15 protein-coding genes are annotated in these 17,082 nt (G+C 71.3%); 6 read left to right on the forward strand and 9 right to left on the reverse strand.

The window, feature by feature from the left end:
- Positions 1 to 11 precede the first annotated feature (11 nt).
- The 3 genes from AB0J71_RS25710 to AB0J71_RS25720 form a co-directional block, all read right to left on the reverse strand.
- Entirely contained in the window at positions 12 to 1,169 is a 1,158-nt protein-coding gene (locus tag AB0J71_RS25710) for an ROK family transcriptional regulator (RefSeq protein WP_352323524.1), read from the reverse strand.
- Positions 1,170 to 1,347: 178 nt separating this feature from the next.
- Complete coding sequence (locus AB0J71_RS25715; RefSeq protein ID WP_352323525.1) at positions 1,348 to 2,220, reverse strand: SDR family oxidoreductase; 873 nt, start codon at positions 2,218 to 2,220, stop codon at positions 1,348 to 1,350.
- A gap of 55 nt (positions 2,221 to 2,275) precedes the next feature.
- Positions 2,276 to 3,334, reverse strand: a complete 1,059-nt coding sequence (locus tag AB0J71_RS25720) for an MBL fold metallo-hydrolase (RefSeq protein WP_352323526.1) — start codon at positions 3,332 to 3,334, stop codon at positions 2,276 to 2,278.
- Between the two features lie 46 nt (positions 3,335 to 3,380).
- Between AB0J71_RS25720 and AB0J71_RS25725 the strand changes: the two genes are divergently transcribed.
- Entirely contained in the window at positions 3,381 to 4,226 is an 846-nt protein-coding gene (locus AB0J71_RS25725) for a glutathione S-transferase C-terminal domain-containing protein (RefSeq protein WP_352323527.1), read from the forward strand.
- On the opposite strand, the gene AB0J71_RS25730 is transcribed toward AB0J71_RS25725, so the two are convergent.
- The gene (locus tag AB0J71_RS25730; RefSeq protein WP_364416387.1) at positions 4,174 to 5,463 is read right to left on the reverse strand and encodes an MFS transporter; all 1,290 of its coding nucleotides are present in this window, start codon (positions 5,461 to 5,463) and stop codon (positions 4,174 to 4,176) included. The genes AB0J71_RS25725 and AB0J71_RS25730 overlap by 53 nt on opposite strands.
- Positions 5,460 to 6,053, reverse strand: a complete 594-nt coding sequence (locus AB0J71_RS25735; RefSeq protein ID WP_352323529.1) for a helix-turn-helix domain-containing protein — start codon at positions 6,051 to 6,053, stop codon at positions 5,460 to 5,462. Before AB0J71_RS25735 ends, AB0J71_RS25730 begins: the two co-directional genes overlap by 4 nt.
- 75 nt (positions 6,054 to 6,128) lie before the next feature.
- Here AB0J71_RS25735 and AB0J71_RS25740 point away from each other — a divergent pair, with 75 nt between their 5' ends.
- The 5 genes from AB0J71_RS25740 to AB0J71_RS25760 all read left to right on the forward strand — a co-directional run bounded on the left by AB0J71_RS25740 (position 6,129) and on the right by AB0J71_RS25760 (position 12,514).
- Positions 6,129 to 6,773, forward strand: a complete 645-nt coding sequence (locus AB0J71_RS25740) for a phenylalanine--tRNA ligase beta subunit-related protein (protein ID WP_364416389.1) — start codon at positions 6,129 to 6,131, stop codon at positions 6,771 to 6,773.
- A gap of 204 nt (positions 6,774 to 6,977) precedes the next feature.
- On the forward strand, positions 6,978 to 10,616 hold the full coding sequence (locus AB0J71_RS25745) for a multifunctional oxoglutarate decarboxylase/oxoglutarate dehydrogenase thiamine pyrophosphate-binding subunit/dihydrolipoyllysine-residue succinyltransferase subunit (protein WP_352323531.1): 3,639 nt from the start codon (positions 6,978 to 6,980) through the stop codon (positions 10,614 to 10,616).
- A 90-nt stretch (positions 10,617 to 10,706) separates the two neighbouring features.
- Positions 10,707 to 10,886, forward strand: coding sequence for a DUF6104 family protein (locus AB0J71_RS25750; RefSeq protein ID WP_352323532.1), 180 nt, complete (start codon positions 10,707 to 10,709; stop codon positions 10,884 to 10,886).
- A 99-nt stretch (positions 10,887 to 10,985) separates the two neighbouring features.
- Positions 10,986 to 11,789, forward strand: coding sequence for a DUF4097 family beta strand repeat-containing protein (locus AB0J71_RS25755; RefSeq protein WP_364416391.1), 804 nt, complete (start codon positions 10,986 to 10,988; stop codon positions 11,787 to 11,789).
- A complete protein-coding gene (locus AB0J71_RS25760) occupies positions 11,786 to 12,514 on the forward strand; it encodes a helix-turn-helix transcriptional regulator (RefSeq protein WP_352323534.1) in 729 nt (242 codons plus the stop codon). The genes AB0J71_RS25755 and AB0J71_RS25760 overlap by 4 nt, the downstream gene beginning before the upstream one ends.
- A 62-nt stretch (positions 12,515 to 12,576) precedes the next feature.
- Here the strand turns inward: AB0J71_RS25760 and AB0J71_RS25765 are convergent, their stop codons facing one another.
- From AB0J71_RS25765 to AB0J71_RS25780, 4 genes are all read right to left on the reverse strand, one after another.
- A complete protein-coding gene (locus tag AB0J71_RS25765) occupies positions 12,577 to 13,434 on the reverse strand; it encodes an oxygenase MpaB family protein (RefSeq protein ID WP_352323535.1) in 858 nt (285 codons plus the stop codon).
- Positions 13,435 to 13,510: 76 nt separating this feature from the next.
- Positions 13,511 to 14,467: a zinc-binding dehydrogenase gene (locus AB0J71_RS25770; RefSeq protein ID WP_352323536.1), complete on the reverse strand. Its 957-nt coding sequence runs from the start codon at positions 14,465 to 14,467 to the stop codon at positions 13,511 to 13,513.
- Positions 14,468 to 14,538: 71 nt separating this feature from the next.
- Positions 14,539 to 15,417: a hypothetical protein gene (locus AB0J71_RS25775; RefSeq protein WP_364416394.1), complete on the reverse strand. Its 879-nt coding sequence runs from the start codon at positions 15,415 to 15,417 to the stop codon at positions 14,539 to 14,541.
- 130 nt (positions 15,418 to 15,547) lie between these two features.
- Positions 15,548 to 16,987, reverse strand: a complete 1,440-nt coding sequence (locus AB0J71_RS25780) for an acetyl-CoA synthetase (RefSeq protein WP_364416397.1) — start codon at positions 16,985 to 16,987, stop codon at positions 15,548 to 15,550.
- Positions 16,988 to 17,082: the final 95 nt, after the last annotated feature.

Consider the following 17,082-nt stretch of genomic DNA (forward strand, 5'->3'; position numbering starts at 1 on the left):
GGGGGTCCCCTTCAGGCGTTGACGATGCGGTTGATGTTGTCCGGTGACAGGTAGTGCTCGATGGCGAGCAGGCCCGCGCCGAGAGCGGCGGCGTTGATCCCGGTGCGGCTCGGGGTGATGGACAGGTGGTGGGTGGCCAGCGGCAGGGACCGGCGGTAGATGGTCTCCCTGATGCCGGCCAGGAGGTGCTCGTGGACGCGGGACAGCGCGCCGCCGATGACGATGACCTCGGGGTTGAAGAAGTTGACCAGGCCGGCCAGCACCTCGCCGATGAGCCGGCCGGCCTCCCTGACCAGCCGCAGCGCCTGGGTGTTGCCCGCCTGGACGAGCGCGACGACGTCGGCGCCGCTCTCGGCGGCCAGGCCGAGCTCGGCGAGCCGGCGGGCGATGGCGGCGCCGCCGGCCACGGCCTCCAGGCAGGCGCTGTTGCCGCAGCGGCAGCCGGCGTCGTCGTGGCCGCTGACGCGGATGTGCCCGATGTCGCCGGCCGAGCCCTGGGCTCCCCTGTGGAGCTTGCCGTCGGCCACGATGCCGCAGCCGATGCCGGTGCCGACCTTGACGAACAGCAGGTGGCTGGTGCCGGCGAAGGCGTTGCGATGCTCGCCGAGCGCCATGACGTTGACGTCGTTGTCGACCAGCACCTGGATGCCGTCGAAGTACTCGGGGACGGGGTAGTCGTTCCAGCCGGGCATGATCGGCGGGTTGTTGGGGCGGCCGGTGGCGAACTCCACCGGGCCGGGCACGCCGATGCCGATGGCGCGCAGCGCGGCGCGGGGCCGCCCGGCCTCAACGAGCAGCCGGTCGAGCCGCTGGTCGACGTGGGCGAGCACCTTGTCGGGGCCCTCGCCGATCTCCAGCGGGTCTTCGCACTCGGCCAGCAGGCCCCCGGTCAGGTCCATGAGCGCGACCCGGCAGTGGGTGGCGCCGAGGTCGACGCCGGCGAAGGCGTGCTCCTCGGTGTGCAGGCGGAGCTGGCGCGGGGGACGGCCGCCGGTGGACTCGCCGCTCTCGGTCTCCTCGACCAGGCCGCGCTCGATGAGCGCGTCGACCCGCTGGGAGATCGTGGATCTGGCCAGTCCGGTGAGGCGCGCGAGATCGGAACGGGTGGTCGCCGATCCGGCGCTGATGAGCGTCAGGACGTCGGCAGCCGAGCCCGGCTGGGGGGTCATGCGGGAACAATAAGATCACTCATGCGGCAAATCAAGAGTCTGATTCGACCGAACCTCGCGGACTTATGCCGAAGATCGAACAAAGCCTGGCATGAGACGTTCGCCGGAACCCTCCCGAACGTACGGAAGCCGGCCACCGCCCCGGCGGGCGATGACCGGCTTCCGGCAGGCCGCGGCGCTAGAGCATGGCCTTCATCGAGTCGCCGGCGGTCAGCACGTACGGCTGCTCGGCCATCACCGAGCCCCAGTTGTCGGCGATCGCCTCGGGGGTGAGGTCGTCGGCCTTCCAGCCGGGCCCCTCGGCCACGAACACGCGGGCCACCCGCCCGCCGCCGACGGTGAACACCTCCCCGCTCGACTCGCACGAGTCGTGCACGAGGTAGGCGACCAGCGCGCTCACCCGCTCGGGCGTGAACTTGGCCTCGAACTCGGCCGGCAGCAGCGCCTCGGTCATCCTGGTCCAGGCGATGGGGGCGATGGCGTTGGCCTTGATGCCGTTGCGCGCGCCCTCGACGGCCAGCGTCTTGGTCAGCCCGACCAGGCCCATCTTGGCCGTGGAGTAGTTGGCCTGGCCGAAGTTGCCGAACAGGCCGGCCGGGCTGGAGGTGTTGACGACGCGGCCGTACCCGGCCTCCTTCATCAGCGGGTAGGCGGCCTGGCTGACCAGGTACGACCCGCGCACGTGCACGGCAAGCACGCTGTCGAAGTCCTCGACGGTCATCTTGCCGAACGACCGGTCCCGCAGGATGCCCGCGTTGTTGACGACGATGTCGACCCGGCCGAACGCGTCGACGGCCGTCTGCACGAGCGCCCTCGCGCCCTCGGGGGTGGCGACGTTGTCGGCGTTGGCGACGGCCTGGCCGCCGTTCTTGGTGATGAGCTCGACCACCTCGGCGGCGGGGCCGGTGGAGGCGCCGGTGCCGTCGAGCGCGCCGCCGAGGTCGTTGACCACGACCTTGGCGCCCCGCTCGGCGAGCAGGAGCGCGTGCGCCCTGCCGAGGCCGTGCCCGGCGCCCGTGATGATCGCGACCCTGTCATCGAACCGAAGCATCGAACCTCCAGAGCAAGAGAACAACATTCTGGTAGGAGTACGATAACCGACCGGCTCAGGCGCGTCTCCAGAGCTCGGGCTCGCCCTCCTCCCGGCGTACCCTGCCCCGTCCGGCCAGCCATACCAGGTGGGCCAGCGTCTCGTTGTTGGCCGCCCGGCGCATGAACGGCGGGATCGTCTCCCAGGGGCGCGACCAGCTCAGCCGGGTGGCGACGTCCCAGCAGGTCACGCCGTCGTCCTCGCCGACGACGCGCTCGATCTCGGCCAGCCGCTCGTCGTGGTGCGCCAGCACGTGGTCGACGCGTCCGGCCAGTTCCAGGAAGCGGTACTCGTGGCCGGGCAGCACCTCGTCCACCTCCAGCTCGCGGACGGCGGCCAGCGAGCCGAGGTAGTCGGCCAGCGGATCGGGACCCGACTGGGGGTGCACGGCCACGATCGGCGTGATCTTCGCCAGCACGTGGTCGCCGGAGAGCAGCAGCCTGCGCTCCGGCGAGACGAAGCACAGGTGGCCGGGCGTGTGGCCGGGGGTCCAGACGGCCCGCAGGTCCCAGCCGGGCAGGCCGAGGTCCTCGCCGTCCTCGATCAGCCGGTCGGGACGGGCCATCGTGACCATGTGCCTGATCATCATGGAGGCTCCGGCCAGCTCGTCCAGGCTCAGGTCGGGCACGCCGGAGCGCCGGAGCAGGGCCCGCTCCCGCTGGACGAGCGAGTCGATGGCGTCGTCGTCGTACCGTTCGCGCACGAGGTTGGCGTCGGCCGGGTGCAGCCCGATCCAGGCGCCCGACGCCTCGCGGACGCGTCCGGCCAGGCCGTAGTGGTCGGGGTGCAGGTGGGTGACCAGGACGGCCCTGACGTCGGCGATCCCGTAGCCGGCCACGGCGAGCCCGGCGGACAGGGCGTCGTAGGCCTCGTCGGTGTTCCATCCGGCGTCCACGATGGCCACGCCGCCGGGCAGTTCGAGGGCGTAGACCAGCACGTACCGCAGCGGGTTGACCGGGATGGGCACCGGGATCGACCACAGCCCCGGCCGGACCCGCTCGACCGCCGGAACCGCCCCGCTCATCCATGCCTCACGCTGCGCCACGCTGGAAGGAGTCACCACGAACTTAGCCATGGCCCCGAATATAGTTCTGGTCCCGAATCATGTTCTACTAGGGGTCATGAAGCTGAGCCGCGAGATCTCAGACGATGGCCGCTTCGTCCGGCAGCCGAACCGCTTCACCGAACGGCTCGGGCCGCCCGAGCCCGGCCGCTACCGGCTCTACGCCTCCTACGCCTGCCCATGGGCACAGCGCGTGCTGATCGTCCGCGCCCTGCTCCGCCTGGAGGACCTGCTGGACGTCACGATCGTCGACCCCATCCGCGACGAGAAGGGCTGGCGGATCCCCGACGGCGACCCGCCGTACCTGTCGGAGCTCTACCACGCGACCGAACCGGGCTACACGGGCCGCTACACCGTGCCGTGCATCTGGGACATCCAGGAAGAACGCCTGGTCACCAACGACTTCCCGCAGATCACCCTCGACCTGGAGACGTCGTGGGGCAGCGCGCCCGACCTGTACCCCGAACGCCTGCGCCCGGACATCGACATCATGAACGACCGCCTCTACCACGGCCTCAACAACGCGGTCTACGAGGCCGGCTTCGCCCGCGGGCAGCAGGCGTACGAGGAGGCGGTCACCCGGGTGTTCACCACGCTCGACCTGCTGGAGGTGCGCCTGGCGGAGTCGGAGTTCCTCTTCGGCACGCTCACCGACAGCGACGTGCGGCTGTTCACCACGCTGGTCAGGTTCGACACGGTCTATCACAGCCATTTCAAGTGCTCGATCAGGCGGCTGACCGACTATCCGGCGTTGTGGGCGTACACCCGCAGGCTCTACGCGATCCCCGCCTTCCGCGACACCACGGACTTCGACCACATCAGACGCCACTACTACATGACCCAGACGAACATCAACCCGAGCAGGATCGTTCCGGTAGGACCGGAACTCGACTGGAGCCTGTGACCCCCGGCCTCGGCATCGCGACGAACAGCAGCGCCGAGGCCAGCACCACCCCGGAGGCCACCCACCAGGCGGCCGACGCGCCCGCCTGCGCGGCCAGGACGCCGAGCGTGGAGTTGGCCAGCACCCCGCCCGCCTGGAGCGAGAGCGAGGACGTCGAGGTGACCGTCGTGCGCTCGGCGGCGGAGACCGCGTTGTGCTGCATCTCCAGGCAGAGCAGCCCGGTCACCGACAGCCCGGCGAACATGACGAGGTAGGCCAGCCCGGCCGCCACCAGGCCGGGCACGCCGTCCACCCCGGCGGTGGCGGCCAGCGAGCCGACCGACAGCGCGCAGAGCACCGCGCCCGCGACGGCCCCCCTGGCCGAGCTCCCGGCCAGGCGCGCCACGCGTGGGGCCAGCACGCTGCCGGTGGCGCTGGCGGCGTAGCCCAGGGCCGCCACGACGGCGTAGAACAGGCTGCCGCGCTCGGCCGTGCCGGCCAGCTCGGCCAGGCGGCCGGGGGTCAGCAGCTCGATCGTCATCAGCAGCACGCCGGACGCCGCCGCGGCGGCCATCAGGCGGCGCAGCACCGCGCCCCCGGCCGCCAGCCGGATCCCGGCGACCACCGTGGCGGGCACCTCGCGCAGCACGCCGCCCAGCGACCGCCGCGCGTGCGCCGGCTCGGGCAGCGCGAACATCACCACGACCAGCAGCACGACGGCCGCGCCCGCCCCCAGCAGCGGCGGCACGGCGAGCGGCGTCACCAGCTCCGGCGGCACCAGCATCGGTACCGCCCCGCCCAGCAGCACGCCGACGCACAACGCCACCGACTCCATCGCGCCGCCGCGCGCGAGGCCGGGCTTGAGGTCGGCCCCCTCGCCCTCGATGCCGTGCAGCGTGTCGACGTACCAGGAGGTCGCCGGGCCGCTGGACAGGGCCCTGCCCACCCCCTTGAGCACGCCGCTGACCAGGAACATCCAGAACGCGGTGGAGACGCTCATCAGCGCCAGGGCCGCCGCGGTGAACACCGCCGAGCAGGCCAGCACCGCGCGCCGCCCGACGACGTCGGCCAGGCCGCCGGTGGGCAGCTCCAGGCTCGCGGTGACCACCGAGAAGACGGTCACCGACAGGCCGACCTGGGCCAGGCCGAGCCCTCTCTCGGTCATCAGCAGCACCATGCAGGCGACCATGAGCCCCAGCGGCAGCCAGGTCAGGAAGCTGACGAGCATGTAGCGCCGCAGGGCGGAACGAGCGGTCATCGGTTCTGCTCCTCTTCGTCGTCGCCGGCCCGGGGGAAGCCCTCGCGGGGGAAGGCCCCCCGCCAGACGTGCACCTGCCGGGCGTCGGGGTCCCCGGCGTAGCGGGCGGTCAGCTCGCGGAGCAGCTCCTCGACCCGCTCGTCGAACTCCAGCAGCCCGGCCGGCGGCAGCCGCACGAAGTCGTCGCTCATCCCCGCCGCCCGCACCCACTCCGGCGGCCAGCGGCGCTCGTCGTAGTCCTGGGCGACGCGGGCGAGCGCCTCGACCTGGCGCATCCGCATGATCCGGACCGCCTCGCGGCCCTCCGCGGTGCCGGACAGCTCGCCGCTGTCCCAGGAGGTGTAGCGGTGGCGGGCCCGCCAGCGGCGCTCGCGGCCGTCGCGCCGGTCGGGGTCCTCCTCGATGAAGCCGTACTTGAACAGCTCCCGCAGGTGGTAGCTGGTCGAGCCGGAGCTCTCGCCGACCTTGCGGCCCAGCTCGCTGGCGGTGGCCGGGCCGTCGCTGCGCAGCAGCCCGAGCAGCCGCACCCGCAAGGGGTGGGCGACCACTTTGAGCACCTGCGGGTCACTGATCCTGTACTGCTCCTCCATGAGCACGACCCTAGACCGCAAAGGCTTTTTTGCAAAGTGATTTTTGCGAATTCGCCCCCCTTCTAGACTGGGCGCATGCTCGACGACATCCGCGTGGACGACGCCGTCCTCGCCCTGCGCCCCGACTTCGCCGTGCTGGTGATGCTGGCCCACGGCCTGCGGAACGGCCCCACCGACGACCGCACCCGCGCCTGGCTGGCCGAGGCGTCGGCGCGCGAGGTCCAGGCCGACAAGATCGACGCCTGGAAGGACGCCTACCGCGCCTTCGGCGCCAAGCCGCAGCGCACCCGGCCCTCGGTCGACGCCCTGACCCGGCGCATGCCGCTGCCCGAGATCAACCGGGTGGTCGACGCGTACAACACGATCAGCGTCAAGCACGCGCTGCCCATCGGCGGCGAGGACCTCGACCGCTACCAGGGCCCGGCCCGGCTGGTGCGGGCGACCGGCGACGAGCACTCCGAGGAGGCGCTCGGGCAGCCCGAGCCCGGCGAGGTGATCTGGCGCGACGACGCCGGCGTGACCTGCCGCCGGTGGAACTGGCGTCAGGTGGCGCGCACCCGCCTCACCGAGGAGACGACCAACGCGATCTTCCTCCTCGAACGGCTGGAGCCGATGTCGATGGAGGAGCTCCAGCAGGCCGGCAAGGAGCTGGCGGAGCTGCTGGAGGAGCTGTCACCCGGGGTGCGGATCACCAGCAGAATCGTGCCCGGAGGGAAATAAACCTGCCGGCCATACGTTGATACCAAACAGTAACAATGGCGGCTCTCCCTGGATTGACTAGGCGGGCGTGACCTCTTCGGCGTGTCCTGAGAGGATCGTTCGAGGCGGCGCGTGCTCTTCGGCGCGCGCTGCCGGTCCGGGCGAGTAGCCTTGGACAGGTTCTCTAACATCAACGCCGATCTGCGGAAGAGGGCGATTTCCGCCGTGTCGTCTGAGTCGTCGCGGACAAACCCGCTGGCAAGCTTTGGTCAGAACGAGTGGCTTGTCGACGAGCTGTACCAGAAGTATCTTCAAGATCCAGAGTCTGTCGACAAGGCCTGGTGGAACTTCTTCGCTGACTACAACCCTGATTACGGACCGGGCCGGACCCCGGTCAGGGAGGCGGCGAACGGCACTGCGACCGCGCCCGCACCTCCCAAGGCGCCGCCGAAGGCGCCTCCGGCAGCCGAGAAGCCGAAGCAGCCGGCCACCCCGGTGCCCAAGGGCGCCGAGGAGGTGAAGCTGCGCGGCGCCGCCGCGCGCACGGCCGCCAACATGGACCTGTCCCTGACTGTCCCCACGGCGACCAGCGTCCGGGCCATCCCGGCCAAGCTGCTCATCGACAACCGCATCGTGATCAACAATCACCTCAAGCGGGGGCGTGGCGGCAAGATCTCCTTCACCCACCTGATCGGCTTCGCGATCGTCAAGGCGCTGAAGGCGATGCCGGAGATGAACTACTCCTACACGGAGGTCGACGGCAAGCCCACGCTGGTCAAGCCCGAGCACGTCGGGTTCGGCCTGGCGATCGACGTCCAGAAGAGCAACGGTGAGCGCCAGCTCCTCGTGCCCTCGATCAAGGGCGCCGAGGAGATGGACTTCCGCCAGTTCTGGGTGGCCTACGAAGAGGTCGTCCGCAAGGCCCGCGCGGGCAAGCTGGGCGTCGACGACTTCTCCGGCACCACGATCTCGCTGACCAACCCCGGCACGATCGGCACCGTCCACTCCGTTCCGCGCCTCATGCCCGGCCAGGGCACGATCATCGGCGTCGGCGCGATGGAATACCCGGCCGAGTACCAGGGCGCCTCGCCCGACACGCTGTCGCGCCTGGCCGTCTCCAAGGTCATGACGCTGACCAGCACCTACGACCACCGGATCATCCAGGGCGCCCAGTCGGGCGACTTCCTGCGCCAGATCCACCGGTTGCTGCTCGGCGAGGACGGCTTCTACGACGAGATCTTCGAGGCGCTGCGCATCCCGTACGAGCCGGTGCGCTGGGTCCAGGACATCTCGGCCTCGCACGACGACGACGTGGCCAAGTCGGCCCGGGTCATCGAGCTGATCCACGCCTACCGCGTGCGCGGCCACCTGATGGCCGAGACCGACCCGCTGGAGTACAAGCAGCGCAAGCACCCCGACCTCGACATCCAGTCCCACGGGCTGACCCTGTGGGACCTCGAGCGCGAGTTCGCCACGGGCGGTTTCGGCGGCCGTCCGCTGATGAAGCTCCGCGAGATCCTGGGCGTGCTGCGCGACTCCTACTGCCGCACGGTCGGCATCGAGTACATGCACATCCAGAACCCCGAGGAGCGGGCCTGGATCCAGGCGCGGGTGGAGAAGCCGCACGCCTCGCCCGAGCGCGACGAGCAGCTCAACATCCTGTCCCGGCTCAACACCGCCGAGGCGTTCGAGACGTTCCTGCAGACGAAGTTCGTCGGCCAGAAGCGCTTCTCGCTGGAGGGCGGCGAGTCCCTGATCCCGCTGCTCGACTCGGTGATCAGCGACGCCGCCGACGAGGGCCTCGACGAGGTCGTCATCGGCATGGCCCACCGCGGCCGGCTCAACGTGCTGGCCAACATCGTGGGCAAGTCCTACGCGCAGATCTTCGGCGAGTTCGAGGGCAACATCGACCCGCGCACCGCCCACGGCTCCGGCGACGTCAAGTACCACCTGGGCGCGAGCGGCGAGTTCACCGCCCCGAGCGGCAAGACGATCACGGCGTCCGTGGTGGCCAACCCCTCCCACCTGGAGGCGGTCGACCCGGTGCTGGAGGGCGTCGTCCGCGCCAAGCAGGACCTCCTGGAGCGCGGCGAGGAGGGCTTCACCGTCCTTCCCGTCCTCGTCCACGGCGACGCGGCCTTCGCCGGCCAGGGCGTGGTGGCCGAGACGCTCAACCTGTCGCAGCTGCGCGGCTACCGCACCGGCGGCACCGTGCACGTGGTGGTCAACAACCAGGTGGGCTTCACCACCTCGCCGGCCTCCTCCCGCTCGTCGGTCTACGCGACCGACGTCGCGCGGATGATCCAGGCGCCGATCTTCCACGTCAACGGCGACGACCCCGAGGCCGTGGTGCGCGTGGGCCAGCTGGCCTACGAATACCGCCAGGCGTTCCGCAAGGACGTCGTCATCGACCTCATCTGCTACCGCCGCCGCGGCCACAACGAGGGCGACAACCCCGCCTTCACCCAGCCGCTGATGTACGACCTGATCGACGCCAAGCGCTCCACCCGCAAGCTCTACACCGAGGCGCTGATCGGCCGGGGCGACATCACGGTCGAGGAGGCCGAGTCGGCGCTGCGCGACTACCAGGCCAAGCTGGAGCAGGCGTTCACCGAGACGCGCGAGGCGGCCAAGAAGCCCAAGGAGGCGGCCGCCATGCGGGTGCCCCCGGCCGAGGTCGTCAAGTGGTCCCACGCCGACACGCCGACGGCGATCAGCGACGAGACGCTCAAGCGCATCGTCGACACCCAGCTCAACCTGCCCGAGGGCTTCACGCCGCACCCGCGCCTGGCGCCGGTGCTGCAGCGCCGCGGTCAGATGGTCGAGACCGACTCGATCGACTGGGCGATGGGCGAGACGCTGGCGTTCGGCTCGCTGCTGATCGACGGCCACCCGGTGCGCCTGGTCGGCCAGGACTCCCGGCGCGGCACGTTCACCCAGCGCCACGCGGTGCTGGTCGACCGGATGACCGGCGCCGACCACACGCCGCTGAAGCAGTTCAACGAGGGCACCACGAAGTTCTACGTCTACGACTCGCTGCTCAGCGAGTTCGCGGCGCTGGGCTTCGAGTACGGCTACAGCGTCGTGCGTCCGGACGCCCTGGTGGCCTGGGAGGCGCAGTTCGGCGACTTCGTCAACGGCGCCCAGACGATCATCGACGAGTTCATCTCGTCCGGTGAGCAGAAGTGGGGCCAGCGCTCCTCGGTCGTGCTGCTGCTGCCGCACGGCTACGAGGGCCAGGGCCCCGACCACTCCTCGGCCAGGATCGAGCGGTTCCTGCAGGTCTGCGCGCTCGACAACATGACGGTCGCGCAGCCGTCCACGCCGGCCAACTACTTCCACCTGCTGCGCTGGCAGGTGGAGTCGAACCGGCGCAAGCCGATGGTGGTCTTCACGCCCAAGTCGCTGCTGCGGCACAAGGCGGCCACGTCGAAGGCGTCCGACTTCACCACCGGCACCTTCCAGCCGGTCATCGGCGACACCACGGTCGACCCGGCCAAGGTCACCCGGATCGTTCTGGTCTCGGGCAAGCTCTACTACGACCTGGCCGCGCAGCGCGACAAGACGGGCCGCGACGACGTCGCGATCGTCCGTCTCGAGCGGCTCTACCCGTTCCCCACCGAGGAGCTCACCGCCGAGCTGGCCCGCTACGGGCAGCAGGCCGAGCTGGTGTGGGCCCAGGACGAGCCGGTGAACATGGGCCCGTGGCCCTACCTGACGCTGAAGCTGGCCGAAGACCCGCAGACGCTCGGCGGCCGGTCGCTGCGCCGCGTCTCGCGGACCCCGAACAGCTCGCCCGCGACGGGTTCGCACAACTCGCACGACACCGAGCTGGAGGAGATCCTCCACCAGCTCTTCGGCTGAGCAGGCCGCCAGTGAGCCCCCGGCCGTCCGGCCGGGGGCTTCTGTGTTGACCGGCAGGGTGCCGACCCTGCCTGCACGAAGGAGAAACCCATGTACTTCACCGATCGAGGGATCGAGGAGCTGGTCGATCGGCGGGGCGAGGAAGAGGTCAGCGTGCTGTGGCTGGGCGAGCGGCTGCGCGAGTTCGTCGATCTCAACCCCGAGTTCGAGACCCCGATCGAGCGGCTGGCCACCTGGCTGGCCCGCCTCGACGACGAGGACGACGACTGACGGGATTCCGCCGCCAAGACGCGATACATCTTGAGTTTTCGAGTAACGCGACATATCGTGTTCTCGTAGGAGACGTACTCGTCGAGGAGGCATACGTTCATGGAGAAGTGGACGCTGAACGCTCCCGAGCAGCTCACGTTCGGGCCGGTTGAGTCACTTGACGTGCGGATCGTCGCCGGCAGGCTGGCCGTCCTGGCCAGCGAGGGCCCGCCCACGCTGGAGCTGACGGAGATCGAGTCGGCCGCGCCGTTGCTGGTCAGCTACGACGCGCTGACCAAGGAGCTGGTCGTCGCCTACGAGGGCCTGACCCTGGACGGGCTGCTCGGCTGGCTGCGGCGCGACAAGCGCGGGACCAACCTCACGCTCACCGTGCCCAAGGGCTGCCGGGTGAACACGGAGGTGGTCTCGGCGTCCACGGTGCTGGCCGGGTTCGAGCGGTCCACCCGGGTCAAGAGCGTGTCCTCCGAGGTCGTCCTCGACGGCGTGAGCGGCGAGGTGAGCGCCACCACGGTCTCCGGCTCGATCGAGAGCCGGGCCATGGAGGGCGACCTGGCGCTGAAGACCGTCTCGGGCGAGCTGACCCTCGCCGACGGCAGCCCGCGCCGGCTCAAGGCCAGCACGGTGTCCGGCCGCATCACCGCCGACCTGAGGCTGCGGCCGACGAGTCATGTGACGCTCAACAGCGTCTCGGGTGCCATCCTGGTGCGGGTGCCGGAGAACGTCGAGTCCGACGTCACCATGAGGTCCACCTCCGGCAGGCTGAGCTCCACGTTCGGCGGCCTGTCGGCGGACAACAGTCCCGGCTCCAAGACCCTGTCCGGACGGCTGGGGGGCGGCATGGCCTCACTGTCGGCGTACACCGTCTCGGGCGAGGTCGCGCTGCTCAAGGGAGAGAAGGAATGAGCCCTGTCTTCGGTCACGGCCGGCTCCGGCTGTACCTGCTCAAGCTGCTGGAGGAGAGCCCGCGGCACGGATACGAGGTCATCCGGCTGCTCCAGGACCGCTTCCTCGGCGTCTACTCGCCCTCGCCCGGCACGATCTACCCGCGACTGGCCCGCCTGGAGGAGGAGGGCCTGGTCACGCACGAGGTGATCGAGGGCAAGAAGGTGTTCTCCATCACCGACAAGGGCCGCGAGGAGCTCAACGCCCGGCTCGACGAGCTCGACGACCTGGAGCAGGAGATCTCCGCCTCCGTGCGGGACATCGCCCGCGAGGTCAAGGAGGACGTTCGCGACACGGTGAAGTCGCTGCGCGACGAGCTGACCCGGATGGCCAAGGACGTGCGCACCGGCGCCCACGACGACGCCAAGGCGCGGGCCGAGGAGCTCAAGCGGCTCAAGGAGCAGCAGAAGCGGCAGTGGATGGCGCACGCCAACCAGTGGCAGGTGGAGAGCGACCGGCTGGCCGGCGAGTGGCGCCGGATCTGGTCGGACATCTGGACCACGCTCGGCGGCGACACCGTGCGCCGGACCGAGCTCGACAGCGAGCTGGGCGAGCTGCTCGCCGACTTCGTGGCCCAGGCCCGCACGGAGGCCGCCGACGCCGCCCTGACCACGCAGAAGCTGCACGAGCTGCACACCGTGCTCGACGAGGCGTCCGCCCGCATCCGCGACATCCTCCAGCGCTGAGCCGTCGCCGGACCGTCGCCGGACCGTCACTGGGCCGTCGTTGGGCCCTCGCTGAGCCGTCGTCAGGCCGAGCGCAATGAGCGTTGGGGGCGTCCGTGGCCGCGGGCCGCTCTGCGGGCGTGGTAGGCGACCGGCATGTAGCGCAGGCGCTCGGGCAGGCGCGCGGTCAGCATCGCCACGGCGTGCCCGAGGTGCCGCAGCCGCCGCTCGTCCCGGGCCGTCCAGCGCAGGCCGAGCTTCCGGCGCGCGGCCGGCGGCAGGGTGCCGACCGTGACGAAGTGGTTGAACTCCCCCGACCCCAGCCCCACCGGCGTCCACAGGCGGCGCAGCGGCCCCGGCAGGCCGGGCGGGGCGGGCGTGCCGCGCATGACGGCGAGCACCTCCAGCGCCGTCGGGTGCGGCTCCAGCCGTTCGGCGACCATCGTGTCGAAGTAGCGCCAGAACGCCTCCAGGTCCGCCGGCATCTCCCGCTCCGGCACCCGCAGGATCGCGCCGAGCTGCCGCGACTCTGCGTACATGCGGCGCTGCTGCTCCTCGGTGTACGGGGTGCCGAAGTAGCGGTTGAGCGTGACGAAACGCTCGAACAGCGACAGGTGCACCCAGGCCCACGCCTCGCCGTTCAGGGCGTGGTAGGCGCGGCCGTGCTCGTCCACGCCGCTGATGGAGCGGTGCAGCTCGCGCAGCCGCCGTCCCTCGGCCAGGCCGCCCGCACCGCCGTAGACCCACTTCTGGACGGAGGCGAGCGTGCGGTTGAGCCGCCCCCACGGGTCGTCCTTGTACGTCGAGTGCTCGGCCACGGCCGCGCCGACCGCCGGATGCATGGTCTGGAGGACCAGCGCGCTGCCGGCCACGAGCAGGTTGCGGTATTCGCCCGCGGTGTCCCAGTGCATCGAACCCGGGCCGAACGGCTCAACGTTCATGGCGAACGCCTCCAGGGTGATACGACGTCATTCTTCCTGTATCACCCGGAAGGCGGACAAGTAACCCTGCACTTATTCAGCCGGTAAAGACGATCTTCCCGAAGATCTCCCCCTCGGCCATGGCCGCGAAGCCGTCCCGGGCCTCGGTCATCGGCAGCGCCCGGTCGATCACCGGCCGCACGCCCGTCTGCTCCAGGAACACCGCCAGCCGCTGGAGCTGGTCGCGGGTGCCCATGGTGGTGCCGACCACGGACAGCTGCAGGAAGAAGACCCGGTTGAGGTCGGCGGGCGGGACCGCGCCGCTGGTGGCCCCGGAGACCACGATGCGGCCGCCCGGCCTGAGCGACTTGAGCGAATGGTCCCAGGTGGCCTGGCCGACCGTCTCCATGACCGCGTCCACCCGCTCGGGCAGCCGCGCGCCCGTCTCGAAGACCTGGTCGGCGCCGAGCTCGCGGGCCCGCTCGCGCTTGGCCTCCGACCGGCTGGTCGCCCAGACCCGGAAACCGCCCGCGCGGCCGAGCGCGATCAGCGCGGTGGCGACGCCCCCGCCGGCGCCCTGCACCAGCACGGTCGAGCCCGGTTCGAGCCCGGCCTTGTCGAACAGCATGCGGTACGCGGTCAGCCAGGCCGTGGGCAGGCAGGCGGCCTCCTCGAAGCTGAGCGCGGCCGGCTTGGGCACGAGGTTGCGCCGCGGCACGGCCACCCGCTCGGCGAACGTCCCGTCGTGCACCTCCGACAGCAGCGAGCGCCTGGGGTCGAGCGTCTCGTCCGCGCCCGTGCCGATGACGGCGTGCACGATGACGTCGTTGCCGTCCTCGTCCACGCCGGAGGCGTCGCAGCCGAGCACGATCGGCAGGCGGTCCTGCCTGATGCCCACGCCCTTGAGCGTCCACAGGTCGTGGTGGTTGAGGGCGGCGGCGCGTACCGAGACGGTCGTCCAGCCGTCGGGTGCCTTCGGCTCGGGGTGCTCACCGAGCGTCAGCCCGGCGAGCGGATTGTCGGGATCGGTCTGTGTGGCGGTTACGGCGAACATGGCCGCACCCTACTAACCGACCGGCCGCCACCCACGACACCGCCCCGCCCGACCGGGCCACCGGCCGGGCCTCAGCGCTTGACCGTCACCCGGATCCCGGCGAGGGCGCGGCGCCGGAACTCCTCGGGGCCGGCGACGGCGACCTCCACGTCGCCCCGGCACGTCCACTCCCCCGGACGCCCGCGCCCCTCGATCGCCTTCGGCAGCCGGGCCTTCCTGACGCAGTCGGGCGTGGGCGCCAGCACCACCATCTCCCGCACTCCCCCGCCGAACCAGAGCTGCGGCCCGGCCGGGCCCTCCTGGGTCATGGTCCCCGGCCGGGCCAGCCGCACCGATCCCTCGCCCGACAGCACCAGGTAGCCGTCCCTGGTCACCTTCCCGTGCAGCTCCCGCGCCAGGGCCGCGCGCTGGTCGAAGGTCAGCCCCTCGCCCCTGTCCTGCATCGCCACCCGCCAGCGTCCGAACGCGAAGAGCAGCACCTGCCCGCTGCCCCCGCCGGGCTGAGGCGGCCACAGGGTGACGCCGGGGCCGTAGCTCCTGATCGGCCGGCCGCCGCCGGTCACCTCGGCGACCCCGTTGTACGGCACGCTGAACTGCCGGAACCGCCCGTCGACCCACCCGCCCTGGAACGGCCGCACCCCCAGCTCGTTGAGGTCGAGGTCGGCCGGGTAGCGCACCTCGGCCTTCAGCCCGTCGGGGAAGACGACGTCGATGATCTCGTCGTGGCCCTTGGTCCTGGCCGGGATCCGCAGCGCGTTGGGGCCGTTCTCGATCGTGGTGAGGGAGCGGATGGGCGTGGTGGCGGACGGCGGGGGCGGCTCCGGCCCGGGGTCGCGGCTGAGCAGCAGGCTGACGGCCGGGACCACCAGCAGAGCCAGCAGCACCGCGAGCCCGATCCACCGGCGGCGGCCGCGCTCACCTGCCTCGATGACGTCGAACTGGTCGGACACGACGTGCCTCGCCGGGTTAGTGCGGGTTGCGCCCTTCACCCCCAGTTCAGTTGAGCGACATCCACCCGCGCAAGCCCTCGAACCCGGCGAAGTCCCCGCCTGAGGTCACAACTTCACAACCTCGGCGCGATCACCAGGTGGCCACGTTGGGCCCGTCGCCCGCGACCAGGCCGACCCGCTGCCCCACGAGCTCCCGGGACATGGCGTCGGCCAGCAGCTCCGGCTCCCGCACGTGCGCGTGCGCCCGCCCGCCGGCCGGCAGGTCGACGACGAGGATGCCCTTGTCCGGCTCGCCGTCCGGGCCGTGCGCGACCGTGTAACCGGCCACGGTGGCGGGCCCGGAGTACGAGCCCACGACGGGCACTCCGGCCGCCGTGAACACCGGGACGGCGTCCCCGGACGACCCGCCGGGCTCACTGGACCACACCGCGTACGTGTGCTTCGTCAGGTGCATGCCCACGCCGGTCACCAGCCCGTGGCCCCGCTGCGCGCGCAGCAGCCCGGCCATCGTGGCCGTCGAGTGCAGCACGTAGTCGCTGGCCGGGCCGCCGGCGTACGGCAGGCCGCCGGTGACCGTCAGGCCGCGCCGGTCGTACGGGTCGAGCCCGATCGCGTCGCACGCCTGCCGCAACGCGACGGCGAAGCAGCTGTACAGGTCGAGGGCGTCCATGTCGGCGAGGCCGAGCCCGGCGCGCCGGAAGGCGGCCGCCGCGGCGGCGCCGATCGCCTGCGACGAGCCGAGCGCGGGCCGCGCCGCCACCTCCCAGGTGTCCTCGGCGTACGCCCAGCCGCGCAGGTAGACCCGCCGCTCGTCCGGCACCCCCAGCCGGTCGGCCAGCTCCGCGCAGGCCAGGACGACGGCCGCCGCCTGGTCGACCTCCATGACCGCCACGGTGTTCCTGGTGTACGGCCAGCCGACGAACCGGTTGCCCTTCACCAGCTCCTCCGGCGTGCGCACGGTCCGCCGCCACGCATGCGGGTTGGCCGCGGCCACCTCCGTCATCGGCGCCATCATCCGGCCCCGGTCGAGCATCTCCTCCTCGACCGTCATCCCGGCCGCCGCCCGCCGCGCGGTCTCCGTGATCGCGTACGTGTGCACGGGCAGGAACAGGTCGTGCGCCAGCTCGGCGGGGTGCGGGGGCCGTTCCCAGCCGTAGGGCGGCTTGGGATCGGCGGCGTGGCTCCACGGCACGTGCTCGCCCGCCCGCCGGTAGGCCCGCCGGGTGGCCAGCGCCTCGGCCCCGGTGATCAGCGCGCAGTCCAGGTCGCCCGCCGCGATCCGGGCCGCGGCCGCGCCGATGAGCAGCTGCGGGGCCGTGCCGCTGACCTTGGAGTAGGCGGTGTGGCGCGGCGTGGCGCCCAGACGCTCGGCCAGCCGCCCGGTCGGCGAGTCGTACTGCCAGGAGTCGGTGTGCACGATCTGGATCGAGTCGAGCCGGCCGGCGGGCAGCCGGGCGTCGTCGGCCGCCTCACGGGCGACCGATTCCCATAGATCGAGCGGTTCCGGGCCGGGCTGTTCGCGCACGGTGCGTTGCGCGATGCCGATGAGACAGGGGGTGCGTGGATCCATACGGACATCTAACCAGAACAACATTCGGTTGATAAGTGGTGGCGTTTGATAATCAGCGTTACCGGTGTTGCCACAGGCTCTTTGTCGGGCCTGTG

This window comes from Nonomuraea sp. NPDC049637 (assembly GCF_040675235.1).
Taxonomy (GTDB): domain Bacteria; phylum Actinomycetota; class Actinomycetes; order Streptosporangiales; family Streptosporangiaceae; genus Nonomuraea.

Excerpts from the sequence above, each read along its gene's own strand:
- AB0J71_RS25710 (WP_352323524.1), bottom strand. The coding sequence starts at position 1,169 with ATGACCCCCCAGCCGGGCTCGGCTGCCGACGTCCTGACGCTCATCAGC.
- AB0J71_RS25715 (WP_352323525.1), bottom strand. The coding sequence starts at position 2,220 with ATGCTTCGGTTCGATGACAGGGTCGCGATCATCACGGGCGCCGGGCAC.
- AB0J71_RS25720 (WP_352323526.1), bottom strand. The coding sequence starts at position 3,334 with ATGGCTAAGTTCGTGGTGACTCCTTCCAGCGTGGCGCAGCGTGAGGCA.
- AB0J71_RS25725 (WP_352323527.1), top strand. The coding sequence starts at position 3,381 with ATGAAGCTGAGCCGCGAGATCTCAGACGATGGCCGCTTCGTCCGGCAG.
- AB0J71_RS25730 (WP_364416387.1), bottom strand. The coding sequence starts at position 5,463 with ATGACCGCTCGTTCCGCCCTGCGGCGCTACATGCTCGTCAGCTTCCTG.
- AB0J71_RS25735 (WP_352323529.1), bottom strand. The coding sequence starts at position 6,053 with ATGGAGGAGCAGTACAGGATCAGTGACCCGCAGGTGCTCAAAGTGGTC.
- AB0J71_RS25740 (WP_364416389.1), top strand. The coding sequence starts at position 6,129 with ATGCTCGACGACATCCGCGTGGACGACGCCGTCCTCGCCCTGCGCCCC.
- AB0J71_RS25750 (WP_352323532.1), top strand. The coding sequence starts at position 10,707 with ATGTACTTCACCGATCGAGGGATCGAGGAGCTGGTCGATCGGCGGGGC.
- AB0J71_RS25755 (WP_364416391.1), top strand. The coding sequence starts at position 10,986 with ATGGAGAAGTGGACGCTGAACGCTCCCGAGCAGCTCACGTTCGGGCCG.
- AB0J71_RS25760 (WP_352323534.1), top strand. The coding sequence starts at position 11,786 with ATGAGCCCTGTCTTCGGTCACGGCCGGCTCCGGCTGTACCTGCTCAAG.
- AB0J71_RS25765 (WP_352323535.1), bottom strand. The coding sequence starts at position 13,434 with ATGAACGTTGAGCCGTTCGGCCCGGGTTCGATGCACTGGGACACCGCG.
- AB0J71_RS25770 (WP_352323536.1), bottom strand. The coding sequence starts at position 14,467 with ATGTTCGCCGTAACCGCCACACAGACCGATCCCGACAATCCGCTCGCC.
- AB0J71_RS25780 (WP_364416397.1), bottom strand. The coding sequence starts at position 16,987 with ATGGATCCACGCACCCCCTGTCTCATCGGCATCGCGCAACGCACCGTG.